We start from the raw sequence: 14,028 nt of genomic DNA on the forward strand, positions 1-14,028 counted from the left end.
AGCCGTGACCGCTTTTTGGCAGTAAATATGCCGGTTGTTTTGGAATTATCATGTTATATTTGTATTGTGAGAAGTGGTGGAAAACAATTTTGTTCTATAATTAGTACATTTATCAAAAATAAAAAAGTACAACCCCTTTATTTTATAAGAGGTTGTACTTTTTTTTATAATCCTACGAATAGGTATTATTTAATAAAGGGCATGATAAAGTTGATAAAATCGTCATATTTTTCTTGAGTTGGTTGTTTATTTTCAATTTCTTCTGACTTGTTTTTATGCAAAATTCTTATATTTGCGGTATTAAGAGAAAATTCTAAGTTCACTATAGCTGTTCCAGACTCTAATCTTTTTATAATTTTTAAATATTCAATTGCCCTTCTGTTTAAGAGGACAGGTAGGTTTAGCCAATAAAGATTGTTAGAAGATATACATTTATCACCATTGTCAGTGATTTTTATCTCAGCATAGTTTAAATCTCTATCACTTTTTGCATTTCGAAATCTTATCCCTACTACATCACCTAAATCACTAACATCCAGAGTTGTTGCGATAATTGATAACACGCCATTTGAAATATAATCTTTAGGAGATATATCCGTGTTATCGGGTGGAGTAAATTCTTCGCAAACTATATTTGTGAATTTCTCAATTTCTGTATCAAGTATTTCTAATTTTTCATATGCTTTTTTTCTTTTGTTACTTAATAGTGCTTCTTCTAAAGAAAAGAGATTGTTTCGGAAGCTTTCAACTCTTGAATAATTAATTGCTGGCTTAAAATGATCTAAAAAATTCAAGGTATTTTCAACTCGTCCGGACATTGTACTAAGTTCGGAGGACTCACTTACTATATTATCTACATCTCTTAAACGAATGTGTAGTAATTCTCTTCTAAAATCAATGTCTACAATAGTTGGGAAAATAATTTGTTTAGAATCACCGTTTTTGAATTTCGTACTAACTATCTTTGAGTCTAATAGAAGAATTCGAAGAGTGTCTAACTTTCCATCATTCAACTCTCTATATCCACAAATAACAAAATCTTTATCAACAGATAGATTATTGATGTTACTTAGAATTTTATGTTGCTGTGGTATACCCCAAGATTTTAAAAGTTGTTTGGAAAAATTAACATCATCTAAATTAAATGCACTTGTATTAAGCTTAAATAAATAAGAATTTAAAAGTGAATCTTCTAAAAGCGCAAAGAGGAGATCATCTAAATCTAATTCGTCAATAATTTTCTCTTTTATTCCGTGAACCAATGTCTTAGCTATAATATCAGCTGTTGAATCATCTTTATTTTCTTTTCGTATACTAACATATGTTGAGTTGAAGTTAGGGAATTTATTACATTCATTAAGTTGTTCTGAAACTGTATTCTTTTTCAAGTAAGGATAAAAAAGTAATATTTTTTCTAATGTATCTAGTTGCTTTTCGTTCATAATATCTTCCTTTCATAAGGTGGTGAGAACATGTGTCCTCAAGTTTTTAGTAATACAACTTTTTTAGGAGAACATCCAATTCAAAGTATTTGTCGTGAAGATGGTGTTGTAGCTGTTGGAACTGTGTTACAAATTCACAATAAGTCTTATTGTGTTGGCAATATAATGATAAAAACGGATGGTACAATAATTATTGAGGTTTATTAATCACCTCCTAAAAGAAGGTTCTCCTAAATATGTTATAATTCGACAAAAAAATATTTTCACCTTTAATTTTAATATTAATATAATAGGGATTTAAAAATGTGGGATTTCCTTCTGCTATATCTTTACTTTAGGAGAATAGTTTATGAATGATATAGTTGTTATTAATTTTTTAAGGTCATATGTGTACTTCGTGCGTTTACTCTTAAATTGATTCCAAAAAAATTGCATGATTCAAAATAAACAGCATCCATTTGGGTGCTGTTTATTTTGAAGAGAAAAGGAGTGAGGATAAATGGAAGACTAGTTAAACTTGAGAAGAATATTACCTTTGACACAATGCTGCATATCGTTAATAGGGATGCAGAATTGCGTGAGTCTAGAAAAATTGCCAACATTAATTGAAGTGCTAAATGAATTACGCAATAATACGACACTAAAAGAAAAGAAAGAAGCTACAGCAAGTATAATCAATAAACTGCTTGATGATTTATTAGAAGAGAAACGATTGGTGGAAAATGATGAAGGAATACAAATCCAAACAACAGAAGCGTAAATTCTATGATAGTGGTGAATGGAAACAGTTACGTGAACAAGTAAAGAAGCGCGACAACTATGAATGTCAAGTGTGTAAGCGAAACGGTCGCGTTCAAACTGATACGAATGAGTACAGTGAGAGTGCAAAGCGTAAGAAGATTCAACTCGTCGTCCATCATATAAAAGAACTAGAACATCATCCAGAACTTGCATTAGAAACAGATAATCTAGAAACAGTATGTGTGGATTGCCACAACAAAGAACACGGAAGAACATTTAAAAAGAAACAAAATAAATGGGAACATGATGAAAAGTGGTAAAAATGAATCAGAAACAATCCCCCCCCTTAAAATATTTCAGCGAAAAATGCTCTAAGGGGCACCGGAGGAGGGGGTTAACTGTCAGGTTTTTTTCGAAATTACGCACGTTAGGGGGGTGGGTAGATGGCTGTTAGTATTGTAAGGTTAAAAGAACAGCTCATGAATAGTATTGATATTACAGATTTAGTCGAAGTTGAAAAAGTAGAAAGATATATTGATCTGGTCAAAGCGTTTAGAAAAATAAATAAAACCATTAATAAAGAAGGCGAGTCTGTAACAGTAAAAAATGGTTCCCAAGTTTTTGTTAAAGCCCACCCTCTTATAAGTGAGAGAAACAAAATTAACAGTTCTTTAATTGCTTTAGGAAGAGATATAAAATTTGTTCCTAAAGTTGGTGCTTCTAATACGGGATACAGTCCAAGTGATTTAATATGATTAGGCAAAAGTATGTAGATGAATACATTGAACTTTATAGAAGTGGAAAAATAAAGTTCAATAAGGAAAGAGAACTGTTAATTGACTATCTAGAAAAATATGTTTTGAACAGAGACGATTTGTATTTTGATGATGAAATGATTGAGAAGTGTATTCGCTTTGGAGAGAAATGGTACTTTCCGTTACAATCATTTCAGAAATTCTTAATAGCATTCGTTTTTTTATTTTATAAGAAAAACGGACGTGTATTTTATCGGAAGTTCCTATGGATGCTTGGACGTGGTGGCGGTAAAAACGGATTAATATCAGTCATTATTCATTTTTTAATTAGTGAAATGCATGGTATTCCGGAGTATAACATTTCTGTTGTTGCAAACAGTGAAGAGCAGGCAAAAACAAGTCCAGATGAAGTTCATAAATGCGTCAAACGAAATGAAATATTGCAAAGAGCATTTAAAACAACATTAACTCAAACGGTTTCTAAAGCTACTGGAAGTGTTTTAAAGTTTAGAACATCTAACGGAGATACAAAAGATGGATTACGTGATGGTGCAGTCGTATTTGATGAAATACATCAATATGAAAGTAATAAAGATGTTCGAGTCCACATTAGTGGTTTAGGGAAAAAGAAAAATCCACGTGAGTTTTACATTGGTACAGATGGATATGTTCGTGATGGTTTCTTAGATAAACAAAAAGAAAAAGCAATGAAGGTATTAAATGGTGAAGCACGTCCGAATGCTATCTTTCCGTTCATTTGCAAATTGAATGATGAAAAAGAAGTTGATGATCCGGATAATTGGGAAATGGCAAACCCAATGTTATCTCAGCCGTTAAGTGAGTATGCTGAAGGTTTGCTCGAAACAATAAAAGAAGAGTATGAGGATTTAGAGGACGATCCAAGTAACCGTGAAGAGTTCATGACAAAGCGAATGAACTTACCTGTTACAAATTTAGAAAGATCTGTTGCGAAATGGTCAGAAATCCTTGCTACAAATCGTTCTTTCCCTGATTTATATGCCCAAGAATGCATAGGAGCGTTAGACTTTGCGAGTATTCGGGACTTTGCGGCATGTGGTCTTTTATTTAGACAAAATGGTGAATATATCTTTAAAACTCATTCTTTTGTACGAAAAGAATTTGTTGATATCTATTACGGATATTCTAAAAAAGCAGGCGAGTTCAAGAAACAAAAATTTGCTCCAATTAAAGAGTGGGAAGAGCAAGGACTACTAACAGTTGTGGATGAACCGACTATTAATCCTCAGCACATTGTTGATTGGTTTGTAGAAATGCGTGAACAATATGGGATTAAAAAGATTATAGCTGATAACTTCAGAATGGAAGCAATAAGACCATTATTGGTAGCAGAAGGATTTGAAATAGAGGTTATACGAAACCCGAAAGCAATTCATAGTTTGTTAGCTCCACGTATTGAAATGGCGTTTGCAAATAAACAAATTGTTTTTGATGATAATCCGCTAATGCGTTGGTATACACAAAATGTATTGGTTGTTATCAAAAGTGATGGAAATAAAATATACGAAAAAAAAGAGCCTGTTCGTAGAAAAACAGATGGGTTCCAATGTTTTGTTCATGCTCTTTATCGGGCAGATGAGATACAAGAAGCAACTAACTTTGTTATAGGTAACATTAAATTCTAATAAAGGGGGTGATAATCATTGGATGGTTAGGTTCAGTATTTAAAAGAAATAAAGAATTAGAATTCATGCTGGATCTGGACATAATAACTGATACAGCAAACAGGCTTCATATGAAACGATTGGCGATTGATACATGCGTTTCATTTTTAGGAAGGACAATTAGTCAATCTGAATTTAGAGTAAGAAATGGTAAAGCATTTAAGAAGGATGAGCTTTATTATCGATTAAATGTAAGACCAAACAAGAATATGACCGCAAGTACCTTTTGGGAAAGGTTTGTTCGCAAACTTATTTATGATAATGAGTGTTTAGTCATACAAGCAGATGATGGTGATTTACTTATTGCAGATGGATTCCAACATAATGAGTATGCTGTGTTTGAAGATATCTTTACTGATGTAAGGGTAAAAGATTATACGTTTAAGAGAAGTTTTAAGCAAAGCGAAGTTATTCATTTGAAGTATCGGAATGATAAATTATCTCCACTTATTGATGGATTGTTTGCAGATTACGGTGATTTATTTGGTAGGATACTAAACTCACAGAAACGTAAAAATCAAGTTCGTGGCACGGTTGATATGGATATGATTGGTGCTAAAACAGAGGAACAAATAGCAAAGCTACAAGAGTTTATAGACAATATGTATAAGTCAATCGGTTCAAAAGATATAGCTATTGTTCCACAGCAAAAAGGTATTAATTATAACGAGATATACAATGGTGTTGCAAATGGTCCAAGTGTGGAAGAAATCAATAAAGTAACAAATGGTTTCTTGAATCAAGTAGCTATGGCAATTGGTATTCCTATAGCTCTGATATATGGAGAAATGGCTGATGTAGAAAAGCAAACGAAAAATTATATGCTTTTCACAGTACGACCATTATTAAAAAAGCTATCTGATGAAGCGAACGTTAAATTCTTTGAAATGAGTGAATATCTTTTAGGACGAAAAATTGAGGTTAAGGTTGTTTCCTATCAAAGTATATTTGATCTTGCGACAAGTATTGATAAACTCATTTCTTCAAGTGCATTTACAGGAAATGAAATTCGTTCAGAAGTAGATTATGAGGAGTCGGATGATCCAAATCTAAATATCCATCATATTACGAAGAACTATACAAAATTAAATGAATCTGAAGGGGGTGAGAAATGATGGAGCATGTGAATATGAATAAGCTTTTGAACTTAAAACGAGATATTCGTTTTGAAGCTAAAGGTGAAAATGAATACAAATTAACTGTTTATGGGTCAATTGGTGGATGGTTTAGTGAAAACAATGCTGAGGCAGTAAGAAGAAAAATTCAAGATGTTAAAGCAGAAAAAATTCACGTTCATATTAATTCGGGTGGAGGTTCCGCTTTTGATGGTGTAGCAATTTGTAATCAATTAAAGCAGCATAGTGCAGAAATTATAGTTCATATTGATGGTTGGGCAGCTAGTGCCGCGTCTGTAATTGCAATGGCAGGTGATAAAATCATTATGCCTAGTAATACTATGATAATGATTCATCAAGCAAGTACCTTTGAATATGGAAATGCAGATTTATTTGAAAAAACAGCACGAGATTTACGAAAGATTGATTCAGCTTTAGTAGCATCTTATAAAAAACGTTTTGTTGGGACAGACGAAGAATTAAAACAACTTTTAAAAGATGAAACTTGGCTAACAGCAGAAGAAGCGGTTGCTCTTGGTTTAGCTGATGAAATTGCAGATGAAATTGAAATTGATGATACGCAAGAAGATGAAGAAGTGGAAGTTGTAGAAAATTTTAAAGAAGATTTAGTAGCTAAGTATATGAAACAACCAAATAATCAAAATCCCAAAGAGCCTATTCAAGAGCCTGTTAATACAAAACAGAATCTGAGTACGCTCTTTTTAACTTTAGGAGGAAAATAAAATATGGTTATTAAGTTTAATAATTTTGAAGAGAAGAAACTAGCTTTCGCGAAAGCAACACAAGAAGGTACAGCGGAAGAACAATCAGCAGCGTTAAATTCCATGATTGAAGCACTTGCTACAGATGTTCGTTCAGATATTTTAAATCAAGTGAATGAATCAATGGTAGATCGTTCTATTATGCAATCTCGCGGTGCTAATGTACTAACAAGTGAAGAAATGAAGTTCTTTAATGCTGTTGTTGAAGATGGTGGTTTTAAATCTACTGAAACTTTACCTAAAACAACACAAGAGAGAATTTTTGATGATTTAGTTCAAGGTCATCCGTTACTAGAGCATATCGGTTTAGAGAATTTAGGAGCCGTGACAGAATTTATTTATGGAGATCCAGAGGGTGCAGCTGTATGGGGACCGTTATTTGGTGATATTAAAGGACAATTAAATGCTACATTCCGAAAAGAATCTATTACTCAACTTAAATTAACTGCGTTTATTCCATTAGCAAACGACATGTTAAAACTTGGTCCAGTATGGGTGGAACGATATGTTCGTACTATGATTACAGAAGCGATGTCAGTAGGTTTAGAACGTGGTTTTGTAGCTGGTACAGGTAAAAACGAACCTATTGGATTATTAAAAGACCCTAGCGGAAGTGTCACGAATGGAGTATATCCAGATAAAAAAGTTGCTGGAACTTTAACTTTTGAGCCTGGTCGCAAAACAATTAATGAATTAAAAGGCGTGGTCAAATTATTGGCTAAAAAATTAAATCCTGATGGTAAAACAGATGCAGATCGTCCAAAAAATATTGCTGGTAAAGTAGTTATGGTAACAAATCCATTCGATACTTTTGATATTCAAGCAAATGCTACGATTCAAAATGCGGCAGGTGTATATGTAACGAGCTTACCTTTTAATCCAATCCCAACAGAATCTGTATTTGTACCTCAAGGACAAGTGGTTTTCTTTGTTAAAGGGGAATACATTGCAGCGATGGGTGGAACAGAGCCAATCAAAAAGTATGAAGAAACATTAGCTTTAGAAGATGCAACTGTTTATATTGCTAAACAATATGCTACAGGTAAACCGAAGGATAAATACACTTCACAAGTTTACACATTAAAGCTTGAAGAAGTAACTCCACCAACACAAGGATGATGTGAATGAATACAGTAATTTCGAATGAAGTATTACAGCAATTTAAAGATAGGATGCGATTAGATGATGATGAAGACGATAACCTAAGGCGCATCCTATTTGCATCCAATGAAGCTTTAATAAAATTGTGTGGATCGTATGACATAAGCAAAGATGAGACGTTCAAAGAATTAGTTTTTGAGCGTTCTCGTTATGTTTATAATGATGCGCTTGAGTATTTTAGTAAGAATTTTCTAACTGAAATTAATAGTTTTGGTATTACAAAAGCATTAGAAGAAATTAAATTGGACGGTGATTAATATGCGTCTTTTTCAGTATAAAAAACCACTGAATACAGGTGATTGTAGAAATCGAATTATCATTGAACAACCTGAAGTAATAAAAGATGAATTAAATCAAGAAGTTGAAACAGGTAATTGGCAAGAAGTAAAAAAAGCATGGGCAATGATAAAAACGGTAAAAGGTTCGGAGTACATTGCAGCTTCAGCTTCACAATCTACACGAATTTATCGGTTTGTGATGCCTTATACAACAGGTATTACAGAATTAATGCGAATCAATTTGAAAGGTCGTATCTTTGATATTATCGAACCGCCAATGAATGATGATGAAATGTTTCAAACATTGACTATTATCGCAAAGGAGCATACTTAATATGAATGATTTTGCGAGTGAGATTGCTAGAGAATTGCAAAGATATGCGATTGTTGTGGAAGAAGAATTACTGACAGCGCAAGAAGAAGTTTCTGATGTTGCTGTAGAAAAATTAAAGCAGAAAAGTCCTAAAAAAACAGGTGCATACCGTAAAGGTTGGCGTAAGAAAAAAGAAGGCAATGGTGTTGTTATCCATAATACTCAAGGACAATTAACACATCTTTTAGAAAAAGGACATGCGAAAGTTGGCGGGGGGCGTGTTCCGGCTCAGGTGCATATCCGTCCAGTTGAAGAGTATGTAATTGATGAATTGCCAAGACGTATCGAAAGGGCGATTCAACAATGACGTTAGGTGAATTAACAAAAATTATTGAAGCTACAGGTTATCCTGTGGCTTATTCGCATTTCACAGCAACGCCAGGTAATCATGTACCAAGTCCACCGTATATTTGTTTTCTTGCTGATGGATCAGCAAACCTAATGGCAGATAACAAAGTGTATCACAAAATAAATGATGTAAATATAGAACTTTATACAACAAGAAAAAACTTAGTTGCAGAAGCTAAACTCGAAAAAGTCCTAGACGATCATGAGATTCCTTATGACTCACCGATTGAAGGGATTATTGAATCTGAAAATATGTACCAGAAAATATACGAAATGAGGTTGATATAAATGAGTAAAGAAAATAAAGTTACGTTTGGTTTGAAGAATGTACATTATGTCCCATTTGATATTCAAGATTTTTTAGTAAAGTTTGCGACACCGATTCCATTACCTGGTGGGGTTGAACTAACATTTGAACCACGTGGTGATTTAATTGAATTCTATGCAGATGACATGCTTTATTACGCAGCAAGTAATAACCAAGGTTACGATGGAACATTGAACATCGCTACTATCCCAGAACAATTTGCTATTGATGCGTTAGGCGAACAATTAGATGAGACAGATGGTGTATTAAATGAATTAGCTGATGCTAAAGGGAAACCATTTGCATTACTATTTGAATTCGATGGCGATGTAAACGCTACTCGACATGTTATGTATAACTGTGCAGCGAGTCGTCCAACAATTGCATCTAAAACAAAAACAAATTCAGCCGAACCAAATACAAATGAACTGAAGTTTGTTTCTAGTCCAATGGTTTTAGCTCCTGGTGGAAGACCAATGGTTAAAACAAAAACAACATCTAAAACAACTCAAGCAATTTATGATAATTGGTACAAAGAAGTATACGTTAAAAAAACAGCAGCACCAAAAGGAGCGTAATAGTAAATGGAAAAGACAATTACAGTAGATGGTCAAGATATTCGTTTAAAAAGTACAGGAGGGACACCAGTCCGATTTAAAGCACAATTTGGAAAGGATTATTTTGCACAACTTCTCAAGTTAGCACCACTTGGGAAAATTGATATGGAGAATCTAGATCCAAGTAAGTTAGATAGTGTGGATTTTGAAGTATTTTATAATCTTGTGTGGACTATGGCGAAAACGGCTGATCCAAAGATACCAGAACCGATGGTATGGTTAGATTCATTTGATGAATTTCCAATCATTGAAATCTTAGAAGATATTCAAGATATGATAGCTTCCACAATTCAATCTAAAAAAAAGTTGTAGATAGTAATAATAGTCAACAAGGAGCGAATCAGGGTGATGTATTCACAACTGAGACGTTCCTTGTTTTGTGTTATAAATGCAAACTTACAAAGGCTGATCTAGAAGATATGACGATCGGTATGTGCCTTGATTATATCGATGAATATTTAGAAATGCAGAAACCACCACAAGAAAAAACACGTAAAGCAACGCAAGCAGACTTTAATAGTTTCTAAAGAAGAGAGGTGAGAAAATGGCAGGGAAAATTAAAGGAATTACGATAGAAATTGGCGGGAATACAGAACCGTTACAAAATGCTTTAAAAGATGTAAATAAACGAAGTAATGATTTAACCAAAGAATTAAAAGATGTTGAGCGTCTTTTAAAATTCAACCCTGGTAATGTCGAAGCGTTGGCTCAAAAGCAACAATTACTTACACAAGCAATTGAAAATACAACTCAAAAGCTAGATAAATTGAAAGCAGCAGAACAACAAGTGCAAGCTCAGTTTCAAAATGGAAAGATTTCTGAGGAACAATATCGTGCGTTTAGGCGTGAAATTGAATTTACAGAAGGGTCACTTAATGGTCTGAAAAATAAGCTTGGAAATATGAAAGCTGAACAAGACAGCGTAGCAAGTTCAACAAGGCAATTAGAAATATTATTTAGAGCTACAGGGAAAAGTGTTGATGATTTTGCAGGAGCGTTAGGAAATCGTCTTGTGAATGCAATTAAAAGTGGTACGGCTACCAGTAGGCAGTTAGATCAAGCAATTGGTCTTATCGGTCGTGAAGCATTAGGAGCAGAAGCTGATATTGAAAAATTACAACGTGCGCTTCGTTCTGTAGATGATGGTAATTCAATACAACAAGTTAGAAATGATTTAAGGGACCTATCACGAGAAGCTGAAAGAGCAGGTAAAAGCTTCAAAGAGTTAGATATCGGTTTAGAAAATATGTTAGGTGGAGCAATGGCGGCTGGTGGTATCTCAGGTGTAATTGAAAAAGCGCTTGATACATCGAAATTAAAAACAAAAATCGATGTATCTTTTGAAGTCCCGGCATCATCTAAGAAATCAGTTGAACAAGCAGTTCGAGGAATCGAAGCATATGGTGTAGATGTGGAAGAAGCACTTGAGGGGACACGTAGACAATGGGCTTTAAATAAAACCGTAAGCGATACAGCTAACACTTCGATTGTAAAAGGTGCAGCGGCTATTTCAACGGCTTATGCTGGTATTGATTTTACAGAATTAATTCAAGAATCAAATGAGATTGGGAATGAGTTAGGAGTAACTAACGAAAGTGCTCTAGCATTAACAAATTCTCTTTTAAAAATGGGATTCCCACCTGAGCAATTAGATATTATCGCTGAATATGGTGGGCAATTAACGCGAGCTGGTTATACAGCTGAAGAAGTACAAGCAATTATGGCAGCGGGTGTTGATACAGGAACATGGAATATTGATAATCTCTTAGATGGTTTGAAAGAAGGCCGTATTAAAGCGGCTGAGTTTGGTAATGAAGTTCCTAAAGCTCTTAAAGATTTACTTGAAGGAACAAAGATTTCTGCTGATCAAATGCAAAAATGGGGTAAAGCTGTAGCTGAAGGTGGTAAAGGCGGCTCGCAAGCTATGGTGGAGATCGCTAAAGCTTTAGATGGTGTAGACGATGCGACAAAGAAAAATCTAATTGGCGCTCAAATTTTTGGGACAATGTACGAAGATCAAGGGCAAAACATTATAAATACTTTACTAGGCGCTAAAGATAAAGTTGTTGATCTAAATGTAAGCCAAGAACAACTCAACGAAATGATCAAAAAAATGGATGCGAGTCCAGCTGTGAAGTTCCAAAAAGCAATGGGAGATTTGAAAATGGCACTTGAGCCACTTTTAGGCATAGTAGCCAACATTATTGGAGCATTTGCAAGTTGGGTTTCAGCACATCCGGCATTAGCCGCAGCATTAACCACGATTACGGTTGCATTAGGAATATTAATCGGAGCTTGCATGGCTTTAGCCCCGGTATTTGTCACCTTATCCAGTATAGCTGGAATAGTAGGTGTAAGTATTGGGGCTGTTGCTGGTCCAGTTGCATTAGTGGTAGGAGGATTTATAGCCGCCATCGCAGCGATAGTAGGATTGGTAATCGGAATAAAAAATTTGTGGCAAACAAATGAAGGTTTTAAAAATAGTATTACTGGTGTGATAAGTGGAATACAAAGTTTTATCGATAGCTTAGTATCATTAGGTAAATATCTATTCTATACGGCTGTTGATGGGGATTATTTAAATGATTGGATTACACACTTACCAAAAGGGTTTCAAGATGCAGCTGAAATGATAGGATTGGCAGTAAGTAAAATACGTGAAGCGTGTCTTCAACTTTTTGATGCTGTAAAAGCTGTTTTTTCGGGAGATTTTAGCCAATTAGGAGAGATTTTTAAGACAATTGGTCCTTCTATAGCAGGGGCGATTATTGGTGGGCTTCCCGGTGTACTTATCTCGGTATCACGTTATTTGCCAGCGATAGCAGAGTATTTGAATGCAAACTCAGGAATTATTCTTGAAACAATTACAAACATCTTTACTAATATAGCTAATTTTGTAACAACAGCTTTACCACAATTTCTTGAAGTGGGATCTCAAATGATTTCAAATTTTGCGAATGGTTTGGTTGTAGCGGCTCCAATTATTCTTGAAGCCATTGTTGGAATCATTAATACGATTTCACAAATGATTGTAACTTATCTTCCTATGATTGTTCAAACAGGAATCCAAATTATTCAAACCTTAATTTCTGGAATTGTACAAGTATTGCCTACTCTTTTAGAAACTGGGCTTCAATTAATTATGACTTTAATTAATGGAATTATGTTGATGATTCCACAACTAATCCCAATAGCTGTAACTATTATTCAAACCATTATTAATGGAATCATGTCATTTTTACCGCAACTAATTGAAATGGGGATAAATTTATTAGTTTCACTAATTACAGGGATTACACAAGCTTTACCAATAATTGCTTTAGCGATTATCACAGTCATTACGACTTTGATTGAAGCCATTACTGCAAATTTACCTATGATTATTGAAGCAGGTGTTAAAGTCTTAACAAGCTTAATAGATGGAATTATAAAAATGCTACCTCAATTAATAGATTTAGCAATAAATCTAATTACAAAAGTAGCAGATACTTTGATTACAAATTTACCTAAAATAATTGATGCTGGGGTTAAAATACTGTTAGCTATCATTAATGGTATAGTACAAGTATTGCCACAGCTTATTAACGCAGCATTAGATCTGATTGTTAAAATTGCATCCACATTAATTGCGAATTTACCAAAGATACTTGAAGCAGGTATCAAAATTTTACTTATGTTAATTGCAGGGATTGTCCAAGTCTTACCACAGTTAGTTGGGGCAGCACTTAATCTTATTATCACGTTAGCAGGGGAATTAATTAGAAACTTGCCAAAGATACTTGAAGCTGGTGTGCAATTAATTTGGGCATTAATAAAAGGTATTGTAAGTATGGTGGGACAATTGGGTTCTACAATTGTGACTGATATTATACCGAAGATTGTTGATACTTTAAGAAAGATCGACTTATTTAAGATAGGTAAAGATATAATAAGTGGATTGATAGACGGTTTAGGAAGTATGGCTGGAAAAGTGTTAGATAAGGTGAAATCCATCGGTAGCAGTATTTTAGATGGTTTTACTGGATTCTTTGACATTCACAGTCCATCAAGATTAATGAGAGATCAAGTTGGTAAGCATATTGGAGCTGGTCTTGCGATTGGTATGGAAAACTCAATCGGCATAATAAACCGTGCATCTCAAGCAATGAGCGAAGCAGCAGTACCGACAGTTAATGTTGGCAATATAGGATTACAAGCTAACGGATTATATCAAGGTCAAGGGGGAAATGCTGAATTTGCGATCCCAGGTGGTGGACTAGCAATTGAAGTGCCTGTAATTTTAGAAGGAAGAGAAGTTGCACGGGGTACTTATCGATATACAACCGAGTATCAGGATAGAGAAGCAAAAAGAAACTCAGACTTTTAGGTTTGGGTTTCTTTTATTTTATAAAGAAACGGGGTGACAG

Annotated in this window: 15 protein-coding genes and 1 pseudogene; 15 read left to right on the forward strand and 1 reads right to left on the reverse strand. The window is 34.3% G+C overall.

Annotated elements, in window-relative coordinates; all coding sequences use genetic code 11:
* Nucleotides 1-185: 185 nt before the first annotated feature.
* Entirely contained in the window at nucleotides 186-1,442 is a 1,257-nt protein-coding gene (locus ACTL4X_RS12790; RefSeq protein ID WP_441395053.1) for a hypothetical protein, read from the reverse strand.
* A 30-nt stretch (nucleotides 1,443-1,472) separates the two neighbouring features.
* Between ACTL4X_RS12790 and ACTL4X_RS12795 the strand changes: the two genes are divergently transcribed.
* The 15 genes and pseudogenes from ACTL4X_RS12795 (at nucleotide 1,473) to ACTL4X_RS12865 (ending at nucleotide 13,988) form a co-directional block, all read left to right on the forward strand.
* Nucleotides 1,473-1,649 (forward strand): hypothetical protein, encoded by a 177-nt coding sequence (locus ACTL4X_RS12795; protein ID WP_167320414.1) that lies wholly within the window; start codon nucleotides 1,473-1,475, stop codon nucleotides 1,647-1,649.
* 370 nt (nucleotides 1,650-2,019) lie between these two features.
* Nucleotides 2,020-2,202, forward strand: coding sequence for a hypothetical protein (locus ACTL4X_RS12800; protein WP_349917164.1), 183 nt, complete (start codon nucleotides 2,020-2,022; stop codon nucleotides 2,200-2,202).
* The gene (locus tag ACTL4X_RS12805) at nucleotides 2,168-2,503 is read left to right on the forward strand and encodes an HNH endonuclease (protein WP_441395054.1); all 336 of its coding nucleotides are present in this window, start codon (nucleotides 2,168-2,170) and stop codon (nucleotides 2,501-2,503) included. The genes ACTL4X_RS12800 and ACTL4X_RS12805 overlap by 35 nt, the downstream gene beginning before the upstream one ends.
* A gap of 123 nt (nucleotides 2,504-2,626) precedes the next feature.
* Complete coding sequence (locus ACTL4X_RS12810) at nucleotides 2,627-2,938, forward strand: P27 family phage terminase small subunit (protein ID WP_000301149.1); 312 nt, start codon at nucleotides 2,627-2,629, stop codon at nucleotides 2,936-2,938.
* On the forward strand, nucleotides 2,935-4,602 hold the full coding sequence (locus ACTL4X_RS12815; protein WP_137396782.1) for a terminase TerL endonuclease subunit: 1,668 nt from the start codon (nucleotides 2,935-2,937) through the stop codon (nucleotides 4,600-4,602). The genes ACTL4X_RS12810 and ACTL4X_RS12815 overlap by 4 nt, the downstream gene beginning before the upstream one ends.
* A gap of 8 nt (nucleotides 4,603-4,610) precedes the next feature.
* Nucleotides 4,611-5,756 (forward strand): phage portal protein, encoded by a 1,146-nt coding sequence (locus ACTL4X_RS12820; protein ID WP_137396781.1) that lies wholly within the window; start codon nucleotides 4,611-4,613, stop codon nucleotides 5,754-5,756.
* Complete coding sequence (locus tag ACTL4X_RS12825) at nucleotides 5,756-6,499, forward strand: head maturation protease, ClpP-related (protein ID WP_441395055.1); 744 nt, start codon at nucleotides 5,756-5,758, stop codon at nucleotides 6,497-6,499. Before ACTL4X_RS12820 ends, ACTL4X_RS12825 begins: the two co-directional genes overlap by 1 nt.
* 3 nt (nucleotides 6,500-6,502) lie before the next feature.
* Nucleotides 6,503-7,657 (forward strand): phage major capsid protein, encoded by a 1,155-nt coding sequence (locus tag ACTL4X_RS12830; RefSeq protein WP_000234872.1) that lies wholly within the window; start codon nucleotides 6,503-6,505, stop codon nucleotides 7,655-7,657.
* Between the two features lie 5 nt (nucleotides 7,658-7,662).
* Complete coding sequence (locus tag ACTL4X_RS12835; protein WP_137396780.1) at nucleotides 7,663-7,956, forward strand: hypothetical protein; 294 nt, start codon at nucleotides 7,663-7,665, stop codon at nucleotides 7,954-7,956.
* Between the two features lies 1 nt (nucleotide 7,957).
* Nucleotides 7,958-8,311 carry a phage head closure protein gene (locus tag ACTL4X_RS12840; RefSeq protein WP_441395056.1) on the forward strand — a complete coding sequence of 118 codons (354 nt, stop codon included), beginning with the start codon at nucleotides 7,958-7,960 and terminating at the stop codon, nucleotides 8,309-8,311.
* 1 nt (nucleotide 8,312) lies between these two features.
* Complete coding sequence (locus ACTL4X_RS12845) at nucleotides 8,313-8,657, forward strand: HK97 gp10 family phage protein (RefSeq protein WP_137396778.1); 345 nt, start codon at nucleotides 8,313-8,315, stop codon at nucleotides 8,655-8,657.
* Nucleotides 8,654-8,986, forward strand: a complete 333-nt coding sequence (locus ACTL4X_RS12850; RefSeq protein WP_322373553.1) for a hypothetical protein — start codon at nucleotides 8,654-8,656, stop codon at nucleotides 8,984-8,986. The genes ACTL4X_RS12845 and ACTL4X_RS12850 overlap by 4 nt, the downstream gene beginning before the upstream one ends.
* Nucleotides 8,987-9,583 (forward strand): major tail protein, encoded by a 597-nt coding sequence (locus ACTL4X_RS12855; protein ID WP_322373554.1) that lies wholly within the window; start codon nucleotides 8,987-8,989, stop codon nucleotides 9,581-9,583.
* A pseudogene (locus ACTL4X_RS12860) lies at nucleotides 9,583-9,934 on the forward strand (hypothetical protein). Before ACTL4X_RS12855 ends, ACTL4X_RS12860 begins: the two are co-directional and overlap by 1 nt.
* A gap of 232 nt (nucleotides 9,935-10,166) precedes the next feature.
* Complete coding sequence (locus ACTL4X_RS12865; protein ID WP_441395057.1) at nucleotides 10,167-13,988, forward strand: hypothetical protein; 3,822 nt, start codon at nucleotides 10,167-10,169, stop codon at nucleotides 13,986-13,988.
* Nucleotides 13,989-14,028 lie beyond the last annotated feature (40 nt).

Source organism: Bacillus sp. RE35 (genome assembly GCF_052146655.1).
GTDB classification, from domain to species: domain Bacteria; phylum Bacillota; class Bacilli; order Bacillales; family Bacillaceae_G; genus Bacillus_A; species Bacillus_A cereus.